17 protein-coding genes are annotated in these 20,123 nt (G+C 43.5%); 3 read left to right on the top strand and 14 right to left on the bottom strand.

Features of this window, described 5'->3' with window-relative positions:
• Window positions 1–17: 17 nt before the first annotated feature.
• The 8 genes from D3222_RS11850 to hutU form a co-directional block, all read right to left on the bottom strand.
• A complete protein-coding gene (locus D3222_RS11850; RefSeq protein ID WP_118986344.1) occupies window positions 18–296 on the bottom strand; it encodes a YfcL family protein in 279 nt (92 codons plus the stop codon).
• 24 nt (window positions 297–320) lie between these two features.
• On the bottom strand, window positions 321–872 hold the full coding sequence (locus D3222_RS11845) for an elongation factor P hydroxylase (protein WP_118986343.1): 552 nt from the start codon (window positions 870–872) through the stop codon (window positions 321–323).
• 22 nt (window positions 873–894) lie between these two features.
• Window positions 895–1,698, bottom strand: coding sequence for a sulfite exporter TauE/SafE family protein (locus tag D3222_RS11840; RefSeq protein ID WP_118986342.1), 804 nt, complete (start codon window positions 1,696–1,698; stop codon window positions 895–897).
• 89 nt (window positions 1,699–1,787) lie between these two features.
• The gene (gene aroC / locus D3222_RS11835) at window positions 1,788–2,873 is read right to left on the bottom strand and encodes a chorismate synthase (protein WP_118986341.1); all 1,086 of its coding nucleotides are present in this window, start codon (window positions 2,871–2,873) and stop codon (window positions 1,788–1,790) included.
• Between the two features lie 81 nt (window positions 2,874–2,954).
• A complete protein-coding gene (gene prmB, locus D3222_RS11830) occupies window positions 2,955–3,887 on the bottom strand; it encodes a 50S ribosomal protein L3 N(5)-glutamine methyltransferase (protein ID WP_118986340.1) in 933 nt (310 codons plus the stop codon).
• Between the two features lie 231 nt (window positions 3,888–4,118).
• The gene (locus D3222_RS11825; protein WP_369973515.1) at window positions 4,119–5,513 is read right to left on the bottom strand and encodes an amino acid permease; all 1,395 of its coding nucleotides are present in this window, start codon (window positions 5,511–5,513) and stop codon (window positions 4,119–4,121) included.
• Between the two features lie 87 nt (window positions 5,514–5,600).
• Entirely contained in the window at window positions 5,601–7,145 is a 1,545-nt protein-coding gene (hutH, locus tag D3222_RS11820; RefSeq protein WP_118986338.1) for a histidine ammonia-lyase, read from the bottom strand.
• An 8-nt stretch (window positions 7,146–7,153) separates the two neighbouring features.
• Complete coding sequence (gene hutU, locus D3222_RS11815) at window positions 7,154–8,833, bottom strand: urocanate hydratase (RefSeq protein WP_118986337.1); 1,680 nt, start codon at window positions 8,831–8,833, stop codon at window positions 7,154–7,156.
• A gap of 567 nt (window positions 8,834–9,400) precedes the next feature.
• Between hutU and D3222_RS11810 the strand changes: the two genes are divergently transcribed.
• Window positions 9,401–10,675 carry an FAD-dependent oxidoreductase gene (locus D3222_RS11810; protein ID WP_157975320.1) on the top strand — a complete coding sequence of 425 codons (1,275 nt, stop codon included), beginning with the start codon at window positions 9,401–9,403 and terminating at the stop codon, window positions 10,673–10,675.
• Window positions 10,676–10,788: 113 nt separating this feature from the next.
• A complete protein-coding gene (locus tag D3222_RS11805) occupies window positions 10,789–11,433 on the top strand; it encodes an HAD family hydrolase (RefSeq protein WP_118986335.1) in 645 nt (214 codons plus the stop codon).
• Between the two features lie 8 nt (window positions 11,434–11,441).
• Here the strand turns inward: D3222_RS11805 and hutC are convergent, their stop codons facing one another.
• The 3 genes from hutC to hutI form a co-directional block, all read right to left on the bottom strand.
• Window positions 11,442–12,173, bottom strand: coding sequence for a histidine utilization repressor (hutC, locus tag D3222_RS11800; RefSeq protein ID WP_198672792.1), 732 nt, complete (start codon window positions 12,171–12,173; stop codon window positions 11,442–11,444).
• 105 nt (window positions 12,174–12,278) lie between these two features.
• Window positions 12,279–13,235, bottom strand: coding sequence for a formimidoylglutamase (hutG, locus tag D3222_RS11795; protein ID WP_118986334.1), 957 nt, complete (start codon window positions 13,233–13,235; stop codon window positions 12,279–12,281).
• A 17-nt stretch (window positions 13,236–13,252) separates the two neighbouring features.
• A complete protein-coding gene (gene hutI / locus D3222_RS11790; protein WP_118986333.1) occupies window positions 13,253–14,491 on the bottom strand; it encodes an imidazolonepropionase in 1,239 nt (412 codons plus the stop codon).
• Between the two features lie 236 nt (window positions 14,492–14,727).
• Here hutI and smrB point away from each other — a divergent pair, with 236 nt between their 5' ends.
• Window positions 14,728–15,261, top strand: a complete 534-nt coding sequence (gene smrB, locus D3222_RS11785) for an endonuclease SmrB (RefSeq protein WP_118986332.1) — start codon at window positions 14,728–14,730, stop codon at window positions 15,259–15,261.
• A 20-nt stretch (window positions 15,262–15,281) separates the two neighbouring features.
• On the opposite strand, the gene sixA is transcribed toward smrB, so the two are convergent.
• The 3 genes from sixA to fadI all read right to left on the bottom strand — a co-directional run bounded on the left by sixA (window position 15,282) and on the right by fadI (window position 19,572).
• A complete protein-coding gene (sixA, locus tag D3222_RS11780; protein WP_118986331.1) occupies window positions 15,282–15,764 on the bottom strand; it encodes a phosphohistidine phosphatase SixA in 483 nt (160 codons plus the stop codon).
• A 314-nt stretch (window positions 15,765–16,078) separates the two neighbouring features.
• A complete protein-coding gene (fadJ, locus tag D3222_RS11775; RefSeq protein ID WP_118986330.1) occupies window positions 16,079–18,262 on the bottom strand; it encodes a fatty acid oxidation complex subunit alpha FadJ in 2,184 nt (727 codons plus the stop codon).
• The gene (fadI, locus tag D3222_RS11770) at window positions 18,262–19,572 is read right to left on the bottom strand and encodes an acetyl-CoA C-acyltransferase FadI (RefSeq protein WP_118986329.1); all 1,311 of its coding nucleotides are present in this window, start codon (window positions 19,570–19,572) and stop codon (window positions 18,262–18,264) included. Before fadI ends, fadJ begins: the two co-directional genes overlap by 1 nt.
• Window positions 19,573–20,123 lie beyond the last annotated feature (551 nt).

Genomic DNA, 20,123 nt, shown 5'->3' with positions numbered 1-20,123 from the left:
TCCGTCCCTTAATAAAGTTATTGAGCTTTAGCATTATCTAGCAAGCGCTGCCAGGTATTAAGAACAAGAACCTGATCCGGTGGCGCCAATTCTCCCGCTTTAATCGCATTTTGGATACTTTCTTCAACACGACTATGTAACTGTTCAGCCGTATGCGCACCTTCCTGCTCCAATTCCGCCACCGCTAAAGTGAGATGCCCGCGGAGATAACCACCAGCAAACAATTCATCATCACTGGCATGATCCACCATGTCATCAATTTGCGCCAAAATACGCGTTTCAAACTCAGCGAGCATTATTTTTCCTCAAATTCAGTATTCTCAATCTGCGAATATATCTTCCGGATAGGGAAAATATTCCGCTTTCAATGGGGGCGTATTGTAGAACGAGTTCAACCCCTGAATAAAGCACCCCGCTCTTGCAGGTATCCCCTGCGCCAAATAGTCCATGATCCGAGCATGAACTTTACGCTGAAAAGCTAATCTATCAGGCTCAAAATCCCCTTCAAGGTTGTCACAACTGACATTAAACGGAAAACCTGCCGCAGTACAAAACAACCAATCAAGCGCCTGGGGTTTAATTTCTACTTTTTCAAATTCACTTTGCGTCAGTGCATCACGACCATCCGGGCAATACCAGTAACCAAAATCCACTAGTTTACGGCGCTCTTTACCCGCAATACACCAATGCGCAATTTCATGTAATGCACTGGCATAAAAACCATGAGCAAATACAATCCGGTTATAAGGGACCTCTTCATCTGCCGGTAGGTAAATAGGTTCATTATCACCTTTGACTAAACGTGTATTGTATTCATCACCAAAACAGCGATTAAAAATATCAATAAGTTGTTGATAGTTATGCGTTATCATTAATTAAAAACAAAACCCTGAATCAGAAATAAAATGCCAGCCAACTACGGATCGTATCGCCATGATTATCATTCAGTAACTTAATGCTCATCAAAAAAGAGATAATAACAATCATAGGGCGGATCAATTTTTGCCCATGAGTCAAAACTAAACTTGCACCTAACCGCGCACCAATCACCTGCCCTGCCAACATCACAAGGCCCAATACCCACAAAACTTGACCGCCAAGGATAAAAAGCGCTAGTGAACCTATATTAGAAGCAAAGTTCAGTACCTTAGCATGCGCGGTAGATTTCGCCAGGTTATAACCGCACAACATGACATAAGCTAACGCATAAAATGAGCCAACACCGGGGCCAAATATGCCATCATATAAACCAAGCCCACTCCCGACAAACAAGGCAAATACCACAGGTGTCAAGCGACGATGGCGATCTTCCATGCCAATGGCTGGCGTCAAAAGGAAATAAAGACCAATGATAATGACCAGAACCGGTAATAGCTGGCAGAGAAAATCTGGCTTTATAAACTGGACAATAATCGCACCAACCATTGAACCAAGTAATGTCATCAATATGGCAAAGCGTTGAGATTTGAGATCAACCGCACCATAACGGACAAAATAGAAGCTGGCAGAGAAAGAGCCTCCCACTGCCTGCAACTTATTTGTCGCCAACGCCTGCACCGGCGAAACACCAACGGATAACAATGCCGGGATGGTCAATAGACCACCACCGCCAGAAATCGAGTCAATAAATCCAGCCACCATTGCAACCAGAAAGAGCAGACCATAAATTTCTGCCCCTGATGACAATAACCAGTCCATATTTTATCCCATCAACAGAAACCGCTTGCCAACATTAAGCTACCCATTGCAATATCCGGGATTTTTAAAGGCTAGCTTCATTCTCAAATTCACCAGCGAGGAAGACTAGATTCGATATCAGCACACTGTGCCCTCTGGCGTAATAGGTGATCCATCAGCACAATAGCCACCATAGCCTCTGCAATCGGTACGGCGCGGATACCAACACAAGGATCATGGCGGCCACGAGTGACCATTTCCACCTCTTCACCCTGACGATTAATCGTTTTGCCTGGCACCATGATGCTAGAAGTTGGCTTCAACGCAATATGAGCAACAATTGGCTGGCTACTGCTAATACCACCCAGAATTCCTCCTGCATGATTACTGGTGAATCCCCGATACGTCATTTCATCTCTGTTTTCGCTGCCACGTAAATTGATAACGCCAAAACCATCACCAATTTCGACACCTTTTACTGCGTTAATACTCATCAGCGCATGAGCAATATCAGCATCAAGACGGTCGAAAACCGGTTCTCCCAATCCAGCCGGAACATTTTCCGCGACCACTGTCACTTTCGCGCCAATAGAATCGCCCGCCTTTTTCAGTTCACGCATCAGGGCATCTAGTTGTTCAAGTTTGGTCTCATCAGGACTGAAAAATGGGTTTTGTTCCACCTGTTCCCAATCTTTCAACTGGCAATGGATATTTCCCATCTGGGTCAAACAAGCACGGACACGAATACCATATTTATCCAGCAAATATTTTTTCGCTATTGCACCTGCCGCAACACGCATTGCCGTTTCGCGAGCAGAAGAGCGGCCACCACCACGATAGTCGCGGATACCGTATTTCTGTTCATAAGTGTAATCAGCATGGCCTGGACGAAACACATCTTTAATAGCGCTGTAATCCTGAGAACGCTGGTCAGTATTTTCAATGAGTAAACCAATACTGGTGCCAGTGGTTACCCCTTCAAATACACCCGAAAGAATGCGAACCTGATCCGGCTCACGACGCTGCGTTGTATAACGGGAAGTTCCCGGACGGCGCCTATCTAAATCAACTTGCAAATCGGCTTCTGTGATTGCAATGCCCGGTGGCACACCATCGACAATACATCCCAACGCCAAACCGTGAGATTCGCCAAAAGTGGTGACCCGGAAAAATTGCCCGATACTATTTCCAGCCATCCCAATTCCTTCCTGTTAATCGTTCTTTTATTTGACTCTGCCCGTTTTGCATTATTACGCAGCTACAGCCTATTCAATTATTCAATCTTTGAATAAACGAAAATGTTCGTGATGTTCAACCAACTGTTGACGTGTCAACATAAATACGCCATCACCACCATATTCAAATTCCAACCAGGTAAATGGCACATCAGGATATTGTTCAATCAAATGCACCATACTGTTACCAACCTCACAAATCAACACACCTTGTTCGGTGAGAAAATTTGGAGCAGTTGCCAGAATACGACGTGCCAGTTTCAAACCATCCGAACCCGCCGCCAAACCCAACTCAGGCTCACGGCGAAACTCTTCCGGCAAGTCGTTCATGTCCTCGGCATCGACATAAGGCGGGTTCGTGACAATAAGATCGTATTTAACCGGTGGCATATCGCGGAACAGATCAGAACGAATCGGAATGACCCGGTGGTCAAGACTGTGATTCTGAATATTCTGTTCAGTCACGGCCAGCACATCTGAGGAAATATCCACTGCATCTATTTCCGCTTCCGGGAAAGCATATGCACAGGCAATGGCAATGCAGCCACTACCCGTGCAGAGGTCGAGGATATTAGCGGGTTGGTCGGGGATCAATCCTGCAAATTCATTATTAATTAATTCACCGATCGGTGAACGCGGAACCAAAACCCGATCATCAACATAAAATTCATGACCACAAAACCAAGCTCTGTTAGTCAAATAAGCAACTGGAATACGCTCATTAATACGGCGCAATACCCGTTCGACAATACGATGACGTTCAGTTGATGTCAGTCGCGTAGTCAGCATCTCTTGTGGGATATCCAGCGGCAAAAACAGTGATGGAAGAACCAGTTGCAGTGCCTCATCCCAAGGATTGTCCGTACCGTGCCCGTAATAAATATTCGCCGCATTAAACCGGCTAACGGACCAGCGCAACATATCCTGAATGGTATATAACTCAGCTACTGCCTCATCGATAAAAATCTTGTCCAAAAGCCCCTCCAGCCCTGCAAATTCATTAGTCTGCTAGTTTGCCACGATCATTGAGACAAATCAGCTTTATATCAGGTTAATGATATAGAATTTTAAGTGCTAATGTTCAGCAAGCAATGAATTAAGGAATAACAATTAAAAAGGCAGTACGGGTGTTTTATTGCAGATTTTTAATTCATTTTCGGCGCAAACCGTCTTATTCAACAACAAGACGGTTTAGTTTCTACATATTTAACACCGTGTTTCTTTGGCTAATTGAGCGCTCACAATAATGACATTTTTTCGTATCCATAAATAATAAGCGGATGTTAACAACGCGATCCAGACGCCTCCCACATAGAACGCAATACGTGTCGCCGGGAAGTAACTGAGAACGGCAATAATAAATATCATAAAAACGATGGTCAGAATCGGCGCAACAGGCCACATCGGTACTGGGAATTGTAATTTTTGTGCTTCTCCCGGTGACATTTTTCTGCGCATAGCAAATTGAGATAGCAAAATCATTAACCAGACCCACACGGTGGCAAAAGTCGCAATCGAAGCAACAATTATAAATACCTGTTTAGGGAGCAAATAATTGAGAACAACAGCACACAACAACGCCAGTGTCATAACCATGATCGTCACCCAAGGCACGCCGTTACGACTTAAATGCATAAATTTTTTATGGGCTAATCCTTTCTCAGCCATACCATACATCATACGACCGGCACCAAAAATATCGCTGTTAATAGCCGAAATTGCCGCCGTAATGACAATAATATTCAGAATATTCGCCGCCGAACTAATGCCTAATCCCTGAAATATTGCGACAAATGGACTACCTTCTTGGCCGATGCTGTTCCAAGGGTAAATCGCCATTAATACAAAAATAGTGAGTACATAAAACAGAAGAATGCGAAACGGGATAGAATTAATTGCTTGCGGGATCACTTTCGCTGGATTTTTAGCTTCACTGGATGTAATACCAATGATTTCAATACCACCAAAAGCAAACATCACAACGGCCAGAGACTCAATAATGCCCCCCAACCCATTCGGCATAAACCCACCGTGTTGCCACAGATTCTGAACTCCCGTTGCCTGAAAATGACCGCTAAAACCAAACAAAATAATACCGGTTCCGGCAATAATCATGGCGCTGATCGCGGCAACTTTCAGAATCGATAACCAGAATTCCATTTCGCCAAATACTTTGACTTTACAAAGATTGAGCGCGCCAATAATGAAAATAATGCTAAGTACCCATATCCAACGCGGCACTTCCGGGTACCATAGTCCCATATAAATACCAAAAGCAGTCACATCCGCCAGACAAACGATGATCATTTCGAAAGTATAAGTCCAACCGGTAATAAATCCGGGTAACGGGCCTAAATATTGATGAGCGTAACTGGCGAAAGAGCCGGCATCCGGTCTGTGGACCGCCATTTCTCCTAAAGCACGCATAACCATAAAGACAGCAGCACCGCCCACTAAATAAGCTAACAACACCGCCGGACCGGCCATGTTTATTGCTTCAGCAGAACCATAAAAAAGACCTGTACCAATCGCAGAACCCAACGCCATAAACCGGATATGGCGTGCGTTGAGTCCTCGCTCTAGTTGTGATGAGGCTTGCATGATTTACCCTCTTATCTTTTATTATTGGGTTTTATGAGAAAGATAAATGTGACAATCAGGCCGGTCAGGCGCCGGCCATCGGTTTATTTAACGGTTATTTTTACTCTGTAATATCTGTCCAGAAGGAAGTAACGAGGAGAGATGTTGCTCGGCTAATAGCTGTATAGCAGCAGCAATATCAGGCGCAAAAAAACGATCTTGATCGTAATAATCTACTTTCGCTCGCAGAATACCACGCGCTTTTTCCAGAATCGGGCTGCTGTTCAGGCCATTGCGGAAATCGATTCCCTGGCAGGCAGATAACCATTCAATTGCCAGAATACCTCGGGTATTTTCTGCCATCGCCCATAAACGACGCCCCGCAGCCGGAGCCATTGATACATGATCTTCCTGATTGGCCGAAGTTGGTAAACTGTCAACACTCGCCGGGTGCGCCAACGCTTTATTTTCACTGGCAAGCGCCGCTGCCGTCACTTGTGCAATCATAAACCCTGAATTCACACCACCATTCTCAACCAGAAAAGGCGGAAGCTGTGACATATGTGAATCCATCAATAATGCAATACGTCGCTCTGACAATGCACCTATTTCTGCTAATACCAGAGCCAAATTATCAGACGCCATTGCAACAGGTTCAGCATGGAAGTTACCACCAGAAATCACCTCTCCCTGCTCAGCAAACACCAACGGGTTATCCGATACGGCATTAGCTTCAGTCAGAATAACATCAGCAGCATGGCGCAACTGAGTCAGGCAAGCACCCATGACTTGTGGCTGACAACGTAATGAATAAGGGTCCTGAACCTTGGAACAATTTATATGAGAATCTGATAGTTCGCTGCTCTCTTCTAATACATAACGATACAATGCGGCAATATCGATCTGCCCCTGTTGCCCCCGTACCGCATGTACACGAGCATCAAATGGTTTGCGGGAACCCAATGCCGCCTCTACGGATAAAGAGCCACAAACTATCGCTGCCGCCAGCAAATCTTCTGCCTCAAATAACCCACGTAACGCAAAAGCAGTAGATACTTGGGTTCCATTGAGTAACGCCAAGCCTTCTTTAGCCGCTAATGTAATGGGTTGTAAATTGGCCCTTGCCAGCGCTTCTTTGGCTGGCAGCCATTCACCCTGATAACGCGCTTGTCCTTCCCCAAGCAATAATAGGCTCATATGTGCCAACGGTGCTAAATCACCAGAAGCACCCACCGATCCTTTACAGGGAATATGAGGATAAATTTCCGCATTGACTAAAGCGATTAATACCTGAATAACTGCAAGACGAATACCTGAGTAACCACGGGAGAGGCTGTTAATTTTCAATACCATGATCAACCGGGTCATATTATCGTCCAACGCTTCACCGACCCCGGCAGCATGAGAGACGACAAGCGAATGCTGTAGTTTTTCTAAATTATCTTTTTCAATCCGTGTACTGGCTAATAGCCCGAACCCAGTATTAATCCCATAGGCAGTGCGATTTTCAGCAAGAATCGCATTAACACATTCCACGCTATGTTCAATAGCAGGAAAAATTTGGCTATCCAGAGTGATTTTTACCGGTTGTAGATAAACCTGACGTAGTTCATCAAGGGTCAATTTACCTGGATAAATAGTGAGCTGCTTCATAATGTTCCTTATTTTGTATTAAACATCGGCAAGTCTAATCCTTGCTCTTTGGCACAATGAATGGCGATTTCATAACCTGCATCAGCATGACGCATAACCCCTGTGGCTGGATCGTTATGCAGCACCCGTGCTATACGTTCTGCGGCTTCATCGGTTCCATCACAAACAATCACCATACCGGCATGTTGTGAGAAACCCATGCCGACACCACCGCCATGATGCAGAGAAACCCAGGTGGCACCGCTGGCCGTATTCAGTAAGGCATTTAGCAACGGCCAGTCCGAAACGGCATCAGAGCCATCACTCATGGATTCAGTCTCGCGATTCGGGCTGGCAACAGAACCGGAATCCAGATGGTCACGTCCAATAACAATGGGTGCGGAGAGTTCTCCACTGCGTACCATTTCGTTAAAAGCTAACCCCAGCTTGGCACGTTGCCCTAAACCAACCCAACAGATACGAGCAGGTAACCCCTGAAAGCGGATACGTTCCTTAGCCATATCTAGCCAATGATGTAAGTGTTTATCATCGGGGAGTAATTCTTTAACTTTGGCGTCAGTTTTATAGATATCCTGTGGATCGCCAGAAAGTGCTACCCAACGGAAGGGCCCGATACCACGGCAAAATAACGGGCGAATATAGGCAGGAACAAAACCAGGAAAATCGAAAGCATTTTCTACACCAACTTCGTATGCCATTTGGCGAATATTGTTACCATAATCAAAAACAGGAATGCCCTGCTTATGGAAAATCAACATTGCCTTAACATGTTCTACCATTGAAGCTTTTGCTGCTTTGATGACCTCTGCCGGCGCTGAAATAGCACGTTGGCGATATTCTTCCCAACCCCAGTTTTTTGGCAGATAGCCATTGAGAGGATCGTGTGAACTTGTCTGGTCAGTGACCAAATCCGGGCGTACACCACGACGAACTAATTCCGGCAAGATTTCAGCCGCATTACCGCACAGTGCAATAGAGATAGCTTTACCTTCCTGAGTGTATTTTTCGATCCGGGCCAGGGCGTCATCCAGATCTTTGGCTTGTTCATCGACATAACCAGTACGCAGACGGAAATCAATCCTACTTTGCTGACATTCAATATTCAGCGAACATGCTCCAGCCAATGTTGCAGCCAGCGGTTGTGCGCCCCCCATACCACCTAAACCCGCAGTTAACACCCAACGGCCCTGTAAATTGCCGTTGTAATGCTGGCGGCCAGCTTCCACAAACGTTTCATAAGTACCTTGAACAATCCCCTGGCTGCCAATGTAGATCCAGCTACCCGCCGTCATTTGGCCATACATAGCTAGCCCTTTAGCATCCAGCTCGTTGAAATGTTCCCAGGTCGCCCAGTGTGGTACCAGATTTGAATTTGCAATAAGCACCCGTGGGGCATTGCTATGGGTTTTAAATACCCCAACTGGCTTACCCGATTGGATTAACAACGTTTCGTCGTCTTCCAGCTTTTTCAGTGTTTCAACAATCTTGTCATAACATTCCCAGTTTCTGGCAGCCCGACCAATACCGCCATATACCACCAGTTCATGAGAATTTTCAGCAACTTCCGGATCAAGATTATTCATTAACATGCGCAGAGGAGCTTCGGTTAACCAGCTTTTAGCTGTTAATTCTGTTCCTCTGGGTGCCCGGATACTGACATTACGAAATTTACTATTCTGGGCGGTCACGATCTGGCTCCTTTTGGTCTTTGGATATTTGTTAAATGTATAGTTGTATATACATGTATATTCAATAGGCCAAACCGTTAACTAAAATAACATATTTATAGGGTTATTATTCTTATTTTCTTATAAATCAATTTGTTAATATTATTTCTTTCTAATTATCAAGGAATAATGTTTTTCTTATTTTTGTGTTTATAGTCACAAATTATTTACATTAATTTTACAAAAATATAATTTAACTAAGAAAAGGTTATTTTGACTTAGCAAAAATCACTCTTTGGATGGAACATCTGTCACTACTAGCAGATCTTTTTTGTCGAAATGAATATTCAATCCTTGACAAACAAAAATACCTATAATTTGGTATTGACAAATAAAGCAAGAAAAGCAAGTTTAGACGCTCTATTTTCGATACCAAGAGTTTCGTATTTGATAAAGGTCATCGGAATAGAATGCTATTTCTAGCAAAAAACGGGATGTACTCCGTAAAACCGAACAAATAATTCAATGCTCAACTCATAGAAAATGTTCCCAAGAACATTGATTCTGACTAAAGAATGGAGGAGAGAAATGTCTGTATATGATGTCGCTGTTATTGGCGCTGGCCCAGCAGGTTTAGCTGCGGTACAGAAATTGAAAGGAAAAGGTTTACGAGTCGTACTAATCGATAATGGCAAAGCTATTCATGAACGTGATAAAGATAATCTCGTTGAGATAACCGAAGGACACGGTGGTGCAGGGCTGTTTTCCGATGGAAAATTCTCATTTTTTCCTTCTGCCAGTGCACTTTGGGAGTTACCAAATGAACTGGAATTACGGCAAGCTTATGAATGGACATGCACCACACTAAATACATATGGCCTGGACACACCACCATTCCCAACAAATCCCAAAGACTTTACAGTAGGTTCCGGGGAATGGGTATTAAAAGATTATCCCTCTAATTATATGTCTCTTGAAGATAGAATTAATCTGGTTGAAGATATGGTGCAAACGGCAGATGCAGATATCATCACACAAACTAAATTCCTGTCTTATAAATACGTCAGAAGAAAAGATGCTCTGATTATGAATTTAAGAGACAAATATGCCAATACTTATCAAATTGAATGCCGACGAATCATTTTAGCTAGTGGAAGATTTGGTCCATTAGAGATTGCTAATCTGGTTGAAAAACAATCTTTCAATCGGCTAGAAGTTGGGTTCCGCATTGAACAGCAAGAAGATTTAGCATTCTTTAAAAATATGAAGCAACTCGACCCGAAGTTAAAGTTTCGGTCAGATGATGGCATTATTGAATGGCGTACTTTCTGTGTTTGCCGGGATGGCGAAACAGTATTAACAAAAACACAAGATTTATGGACCGTTTCCGGTCATTCTGATGGCCCTTCTACAGGACGATCTAATGTTGGGTTTAATACACGTATTCTTAATGAAGATATCGCGGACCGAACACTCAACAATGTTGTTTCCGCCATGAAGCAAAAGGATTCTTATTTTAGAATCAAAGTACAAGATATATTAGCAGGGAATGCTCACATAATTACACAACTTGTCTCTATTTATGGCGAAGAGCTATTCGATAAGATGTTGCAAGGATTGCGTAATATCATTAAAAAATTTCCCGAAATCGATCACGAAAATACGCATATCGTCGGCCCTACATTGGAAGGTGTCGGTTGGTATCCCAGTCTTGATGGCGATTTAAGCCTGGAAACCTCCCATTATCCTGTATGGGTTGCAGGCGACGCTTGTGGAATTTTCAGAGGTATTGTTGCTGCAATGATTAGTGGCCACTATGCCGCCTCAGCGGTTCTTAAGACCTTGGCAGTAGAAGCCGCCTAATTCGTGAGCTAGCTGAATAAGCGGGGGATTACTAAGATAGGTAATCCCTATATGTTTACCATCACGAACAAATTTAACCTATCCCTATAACGAAAAAATTCCTTAGGTTTATTATGAAAGTATTACATGTTTTTGATATGGATGGCACTCTTCTCAGAGGAACCACAGCAAGTCTGGAAATTGCCCGTACAATGAATTGCCTGACAGAACTTCATCTGCTGGAAAAACAATTTTCTCAAGGAAATATGGATACCAAAAAATTTGCCGCTGAATTACAACTTCTATGGTCAAACTTGCAGTACGCTGACGTTGCTAAAGTTTTTCATGCCTCACCGTGGATTGGAGGAATAAAAGAGGTTTTTGACGATATCAGAACCAAAGGTGAAACCTCTATGGTCATTACCCTGTCACCAGATTTTTTCGCCCGACATTTAGAAAAATTTGGGGTTGATATTGTTGTTGCATCAAATTTTCCTGCTTTACCTTTTCGTGAAAAAGTTGATCCAGAACAGATATTAACGCCCGAAAGTAAATTACAGATAGTGAAAAAATATATACAGGAACATGGGCTAAATTTGGAAAAATGTGTTGCCTATGGTGATTCTGGCTCTGACATCCCCTTATTTAATGCTCTTACCAATACGGTTGCCATAAATGGGACGGATAAAATACGTGAAATCGCATTAATCCATTATGAAGGTAATGATCTATGGCAACCCTATCAGCTCATACGGAAAAAAATCAGTTGTGAGTCATAAAGATATAGCTATGAGCTGAAACGTCCTTTCAATTTATACCGATTACCGGGAAATAATAGTCTGGCACTGGAAACAGTGTAATGCGTCGACCAAGTTCGGCGACTAATTAATAAACAGGGAGCCCCTGACTCAATTTGCAACAACTTGCAAGATCGAGGATCGCCAGCAATAGCTTCCACAATGTGTTCACCTTCCGTTAGAGGTGCAATCATTGACAAATAATCGTGTGGCGTAAGTTTCGTAAAATCCTGTTGCAAATAATCAGGCACCGCTTGAGCATTGACATAACGATCTTCTATCTGAACAGGCACATCGTTTTCATAATGGGCAATAACCGAATGATAAATCGGCGTACCAACAATAATGTCCAATTCAGCGGCCTGTTTCACATCCGCATCCAGTTCAGATAATTTTAATATTTTACAGCGATGCTGATGAGAACGAGCTGAAATCTCATCAGCAATGCTGTGAATTTCGAACAGCGCGGATTGCCCCTTCGGTTCAGCGACAAACGATCCCACACCTTGCAGCCGTACTAATAGTCCTTCAGCGGTCAACTCACGCAGCGCACGGTTAGCAGTCATACGGCTACAGTTAAACTGTTTAACTAATTCAGCTTCAGAGGGAACACGATCATTTGATTTCCATTCACCAGTGTAGATTTTTTCAATGATGGATTGTTTCACTTTGGCATACAGAGGCGCAGGTTTGGCAAATGATCCTGATAAGTGCGTTGTCACAATTAATTCCTTATGCTGTAAAAATGTTAAGTGATTAATTACACTCACTTTATCAAGCTATCTTTGCCAAAATAGAAAACACAATAGTACTGTTATTTTAGATAATCAATACCACCAATGTGCTAACTGCCAGGCAAGACGTGCTGCTGCTCTTCCACCTATACCTTGTATATCAAATATTGGATTAAGCTCAACCAAATCAGCCGCCTGTAGTTTACCACTCTGACAAATTGGCTGAATTAATTGCAGAAGGCGCTCCAATGGCAGCCCCAATGCGGCTGGCGCAGAGACTGCTGGCATCTGATAAGCAGGTAATACATCCAAATCAATCGTCATGTAAATCAAATCAACTTGCTGGAGTATATCTTGTATCTGCTGTTGCACCTTGTCCAGCATAGTTTCACGACATTGATTATCCCAGATAATCGTAGCGTTCAAGCGATTGGCTTCATCCACCAATGCCTGCGTGTTAGACGCCAAACTTGCGCCAATGCAAGTATAGTGAAATAGACGTTGATGTTGCTGACAATATTCAGCAAGTTGACGAAATGGTGTACCAGAAGTGGGCTGCGGCGACCGCCGTAAATCGAGATGAGCATCAAAGTTAATAATACCAACACGTTGATGGGGAAAAGCATCATAAACTCCAACACCATGAGCAAAAGCCGTTTCATGTCCACCACCCAATACCAAAGTACGTACATTCTGACGTTGACATTGGATAACGGCATCAGACAAGGCTTGTTGTGCTTCATTCAATTGATTGGGATTAGCACGAATGCTTCCCAAATCCACCAATCTATCATGCCCTTTATGACTAGCCATATTTGCCAATGACCGCCGCAAATAATCGGGGCCTTGATTGGCCCCTGGCCTTCCCTGATTGCGCTTTACACCTTCATCACATTCAAACCCTAATAGAGCGATATAGTGAGAAAATTCTTCCGGCGTAAAATACGGAGATAGTTTAACTGTTTGAAAAAGCCGTAGTGCATTATCCGCTTCCGCCAAATCATTTCGTCCTTGCCAAATAGTCGGCGAAGTAGCATGCCATAAATTCATTTACCGCTCCTTATCCGTTATATGCTGGAATGAGTCATAACGCCACGAAACACTCTGGTATTCAAAGGGTTATGACCCAACTCATAAAAAATATCAACGGGATTTTCTGCATCCCAGACAACAAAATCGGCGTAAGCTCCTGCACGCAACTGTCCATGACGCTGTTCTCTGCCCAATGCACGAGCCGCATGTCGGGTTACACCTAACCATACCTCTTCAGGAGTCAATCCAAATTGGACACATGCCATATTCATGGCCATTCGCAAAGAAGCAAATGGGCTGGTTCCAGGATTAAAATCAGTAGATACGGCTATCGGCACGTTAAATTGCCGCAATAAATCAATAGGAGGGCGCTGTGTTTCCTGCAAAAAGTAGAACGCACCAGGAAGCAAAACGGCTACCGTACCACTGTGACTAAGCGCCTTAACTCCCGCCTGATCTAAATATTCAATATGATCCACAGAAAGACCATGATAGCGAGCGACTAATTCACTCCCGCCTAAATGAGATAACTGCTCCACATGACCTTTCACTGGAATGTGCCAACGCTGTGCTTCCTGAAAGAGCCGCTCAGTTTGTGTCAGATTAAATCCTACGCTTTCACAAAAAATATCTACTGCCTCGAACAGCCCTTTTTGCCAAAGTTGTGGAAGGATATCTTCGCAAATCAGATCCATATAAGCATCGGGATTATGCTTATATTCAGGTGGACAAGTATGAGCAGCAAGCAATGTGGGGCTGATCTCGATCGGATTTTGTCGCGCCAAGTGCTGCGCAACCTGCAGCAACTTTTCTTCATTTTCCAGATTTAATCCATAACCCGATTTAATCTCAATAGTGGTGACACCTTCGGCCATAAATGCAGCAAGACGCTGCTGAGCAGAGCGTTCAAGTTGTTCAAGAGAACTAGCTCGAGTTGCAGAAACTGTCGCATTAATCCCCCCTCCCTGAGCGCTGAGTTCAGCATAAGACATACCATTTAAACGCTGCTCCCACTCATAAGCCCGGTTGCCACCAAACACTAAATGGGTGTGACAATCGATTAAACCAGGGGTAATCAGGCGTTGTTGGACATCAATTACCTGACAGCAACTCGTCTGTAATGTTGCTGTAGGCAAAATGCCTAAAATTTTGTCATCACGCACCACAAGATCATATTCTTTTAATAATCCGTAAGCTGCATTGACAGCAGGATCCATTGTTGCCAGTCTTGCATTACGCCAGATGATATCAGTATCACGCAGTTCTATTACCATGATCAGCATCCTGTATTGGTCTGTATCTGATAAATCAGGTTTTTAATTGTATATACATTTATTTTCCAACCAACTGTCATTGTCAAATTATTTTATTAACTACCTGGATATACCTTCTTATCAACATTTTTAAAGCACAAACTCGGTAAAATCAGGTTTTATTAAACATAATCAGGTTTAATAGTTAAAAAGATGCAGTACACTTGTCACAAAATGGTTTAATTAACTGAGCAATGATGAAAAATAAATACCCCCTAAATGAGGAAGAAATTCACTTATTTCAACAATCGGTAGCAGGCACCAAACGCATCAACCAGGATACCGTCTTACATTCTCCCAGAAGAAAAAAAATCAGCTATATTGCCCCTGAACGAGTTCAGCAAGAACAAATTGATGCCAGCTACTATTTTTCTGATGAATTTCAGCCCAACCTTGATACCGAGGGCCCTACCCGTTATGTAAGGGGAGATACAAATCATTATGAATTGAAGAAATTACGTCGAGGTGACTATTCGCCAGAACTGTTTCTTGATTTACACGGATTAACTCAAATGCAGGCCAAACAGGAAATTGGAGCATTGATCGCTGCTTGCCGTCGTGAACATGTCTATTGTGCCTGCATCATGCACGGCCACGGAAAACGTATTCTCAAGCAACAAACACCTCTGTGGCTAGCCCAACACCCAGATATCATAGCCTTCTATCAAGCACCAAAGGAATGGGGAGGTAACGCCGCACTATTGATGCTTATCGAACTTGATGAGCCCTGAGCCAATATGCCGCTGAATTATTAGGCTTTTGCTGCCAATTGAGACGGGCTGACCTGCCAGACAAGAGTACCTTTGCCAGTCTGGCTGTTTAAATCCACGCATATCATTGCAGAAGTTGCAAACATCGGTGGTGTTTCTGCTGGACATAGCTCAGCAACTAAATAGCTGACTAATGGTAAGTGAGAGACAACCAAAACAGCGTTATGACCTTGTTCAGCAAGAAACTGGAGATAACTGCTCACCGTAGCAGCATCACCTGACGGCGTTAACCCCAACAGCACTTCTTCACCATCCGGTAAAGATAGGGATTTACGAACAATCTGTAACGTCTGTTCAGCGCGAATATAAGGACTCACCAATACAAGATCAATCTGATGCTTTTGCTGTGCTAACCAACAAGCCATTTTTTGCGATTCATCACAACCGCGAGGAGTCAGTTGCCGGGCAGCATCGCTCATTGCATCTAAAGCCGCGTCACCATGACGCATAATAAAAATTTGCATAGTCCACCGTATGAATGAGTAAATGCAGTTATCCTACTGCTAATAAATATCAGTAATCTCAACTTGAGTTATACAATAAAAATTGTTACTACAAAAACCATTTCAGACATGACATGGTGAACAAGCATTCTACTCAAAACAAAAACAAATACGACAACCCAATGGATGTTGCTTTAATGTGACTACTCCCCACCTTATCGGGCATTGGACGAAAGTTTACGACGGTTTTTACTAAAAGAGATCTTTTTTATAAAAATATAACGATTCCGGCACCTCAATGACACCGGAATTCATTTTTTCATCAATACAGGCCGCTATGAATAAAAACTTTTATTCTGTTCAGCCATTCTTACTAAACACTCACAAGGTACGAATCTATCTCCATACTGGCTTTCCAGCCTACGCAGAATCTCCACTACTCTGGCACAACCAAGACTATCAATATAACGGAATGGGCCACCAAAGAATGGCGGAAAACCAATGCCAAATACCGCCCCAATATCACCATCACGTGGACTTCTGATAATGCCTTCATCCAGACAACGAACAGCTTCATTAAGCATTAGCATCACACAACGCTGGGCAATTTCTGACGAGAGCATATGCGACTCAGGTGTTATATTCAGCAAAGTATAAATTGAGCTATCAACTTTTTTGCCTTTCTTACCAAATTGCCAGAATTTTCTGGACTCTGAGGCATATAAATAGAAACCACGGCCATTTTTCCTACCCTTACGACCATCTTTCAGTATCACATCGAGAGATTCAGGTGCAGCAAAACGCGGACCCAGTTGTTCTACCAGAATCGGCATGATTTTGGTACCAACATCAATGCCTACCTCATCTAATAAATTAATTGGCCCTACCGGAAAACCAAAATTAACCAGTGCCCCATCGATATGATCAATGGGTTCTCCTGCTACCAGGCAATGCGCGGCCTCACTAATATAAGGGACAAGAATCCGGTTTACATAAAATCCGGCTTTATCACCTACCACGATAGCGGTTTTACCCTGTTTCTTCGCCAAAGCAACAACTGTAGCAATCGTTTTCTCACTAGTCCCTTGATGCGGAATAACTTCCACCAGCGGCATCTTATCCACTGGACTAAAATAATGCAGACCAATAACCTGCTCTGGTCGTTGGGCTTTTTCAGCAATCTGATGGATAGGTAGCGAAGATGTATTAGATGCAAATATGGTTTCTGATTTAGCATTCGTTTCAATTTCTGCCACCATTTGCTGTTTCAGTGACAAATCCTCAAAAACGGCCTCAACAACAATATCGGTTTGTCCGAAACCACGATAATCCGTCGTTCCTGAAATCAGCATCATTTGCTGAGCACGCTCTGCCGGACGTAGCCGTTTTTGCTTTACCCGTTTGGACAACAAATCCCAAGTATATTTCAGTACCTGGCTAATACCCTTCTCATTAATATCTTTAATCCGCACCGGTAGTTTGCCACGGGTGGCTGTTACATTCGCAATTCCTCCGCCCATCAAACCACCACCTAATATGCCAACGCGCTTGATTTCTGCCGGCTTCTCTGATGAACCCGTTTCATTCTTCAACGAAGTTGCAGCAAAAAACAGATTACGTAAAGCAACAGATTCCCGTGTCATCGCCAGCTCACCAAATGCCACCGCCTCAGCCCGTAAACCTTGGCTCATGCCTTTCTCAAGACCTTCTTTGACAACATCAATAATTCGTTCAGGTGCAGGATAATGCCCGCGAGTTTTCGCCAGTGTCTTTTTACGAACGATATTAAATAAAAAGTATCTTCCCATAGGGCCAACTAATAGCCGCTGTTGCCACGGCAAAGGTTTACGTACAGGAACACCCTTTTTGACTTTTTCGATAGCAATGTCCAGCAGAATATCCAACGGCACAGCATCATCTACTAATCCGAGCCGTAATGCCTGTTTCGCCCGTAGCTGTTTACCTGTCAGAATGATATCCAACGCTGAACTAACACCAATAAGTCTTGGTAACCGCTGAGTACCACCAGAACCGGGTAATAATCCAAGCTGAACTTCAGGTAATCCAAGACGAGTTTTATCGTCCAGTGAACATACACGCCAATGACATGCAAGAGCCAATTCCAAACCGCCCCCCAAACAAGCGCCATGAATTGCTGCTACGACAGGCAAGGGATAATTGGCTATCTGAGAAAATAGTTTCTGGCCCTTTTCAGCCAAATCTCGCGCATCTTCTTTGGTCTTACATCCGGCAATCATAGAAATATCAGCACCGGCAATAAACGTATCCGGCTTACCGGAAATCAATATTAATCCTTTAAGACCAGAAGATTGCTGAGCTTGCTTGAAAACATTCAGAAATTGATCAACAAATTCTGCTTTCAGCGTATTTACCTTCTCTCCCGGTACATTAATGGTGATAATGCCGATCTTATCTGGCCTGACATCAAAACTGAAAACAGAAGCAGTTTGGTTTGTACCCGTAGTGATGGGTGCAGCATCATGCTGAGCCTGAGTCATTATTCCACCTCCAATACCATAGCCGAGCCCAACCCGCCAGCAGCACAAGCGGTTGTCAGCCCAAGGCCACCGCCACGACGACGCAACTCATTCAATACCTGCGTCACCATACGAGCTCCTGTTGCTGCAAATGGGTGCCCATAAGCGATTGAACCCCCTAAGACATTAAATTTGTCCATATCGACTTCACCAATTGCCTGAGCACGCCCTAATTTATTACGAGCAAATTCATCACTGGCAAACATTTTCAGGTTTGCCAGTGTCTGAGCCGCAAAAGCTTCATGCATATCGATTAAGGTCAGATCTTTCAGTGTAATACCTGCACGATCGAGCGCTATTGGCGTGGCGTATGACGGCCCTAATAACATATCCTGCCAGACATCAATGGCCGAGAATGCATAGCTACGCAGATAACCAAGCGGTTTTGTTCCCAACGCCTTAGCCACTGATTCACGCATCAATATGACCGCAGCCGCACCATCCGTCAGCGGTGTACTGTTTGCCGCAGTGACCGTGCCGTACTTACGGTCAAATGCCGGACGCAGCTTCGCATAAGAGGTCAGTACAGAATTTTTACGAATATTATTATCTTCAAGCAATGCTTCACGGTATGGAGGGAAGTGGGCTGTCATGACTTCATCAACCAACAATCCCTGTTCCCAAGCTTTTGCTGCCAGAATATGGGAGCGATGTGCTAATGCATCCTGATCTTCTCGACTGATACGGTAAGTCTTCGCCATCTGTTCCGCGGTATCTCCCATACGCAGACCTGTCGAATATTCCGCTACCGCCGGAGATACGGGCAATAAATCACGAAATTTAAGGCGGCTAAGTAATTTAAGGCGTTGCGATAGCGTTTTAGCCTTATTCATATCCACCAGAGTACGAGCTAAGGATTTAGTCACACCAATCGGCAATACAGACGAGGAATCTGCTCCACCAGCAATCCCAATATTCACCGTGCCAGCCATAATGCTTTCAGCCACATTAGCAATCGCCTGGAAACTAGTGGCACATGCACGGGATACACTGTAAGCATCAGTACTCACACTTAACCCAGTACCGAGAACGATTTCACGGGCAATATTTGGCGCTTCAGGCATTTGCACTACTTGCCCAAACACCAGTTGGTCAATCTTTTCAGGGAGTAAACCACTCCTTGTCACAAGTTCGCTGACGACTGATTTACCCAAATCCACAGCCGGTATGTCGTGATACGATGTTGCCTGTTTAGCAAATGGAATGCGTAGCCCACTGACAATGGCGATACGATCACCTTGCTGTGTCACTTTTGTTAAAGGACGACTCATAACGGCTCCTGAAAGATTATCGTTAACTGAATCAAATTACTGAAAAAACTCTTCAACCAATCTGGACAGGTCTGACCTGATAGATCATTGTTAGCGTAATGTTTATAAATAGCAAACCTGAATAAACCAAAAATGAGAGGAAGCGCAACTTTAATTTATTTAACGGCTAAATGGTTTCAAGGCTTATTCGAACATGTTCGCAAGCTTTTGTGCGACACTGACTTATTACATCAGTCACAATTTCATTACTCAAATATTCATAAATAATTTTAATATCTTATCCCTCATTAACTACCGGAAAACTCGTTCTACCCTTAAAGTATATTTATCTGCCGAAATTTGATCTTAAAAAATCATTTTTAAACGTTTTTATTAATATCAAAAATCATTTTTTTGTTAACTGAGTCGCGTTTTTGATATCAACTTGGTAATATTTTAAAAACATCCTTGCAACATCAACTGCTATCAGACCTATACTTCACAACTGGTCTGATTTGTCATCAAGGCAAACCGACCCTACAATCCTGCGCTCCTTGCTAAGATAAGTGGCA

The sequence above is a fragment of the Photorhabdus sp. CRCIA-P01 genome, assembly GCF_003545805.1.
GTDB classification, from domain to species: Bacteria; Pseudomonadota; Gammaproteobacteria; order Enterobacterales; family Enterobacteriaceae; genus Photorhabdus; species Photorhabdus antumapuensis.
This window is presented reverse-complemented; position numbering and strand designations above follow the sequence as displayed.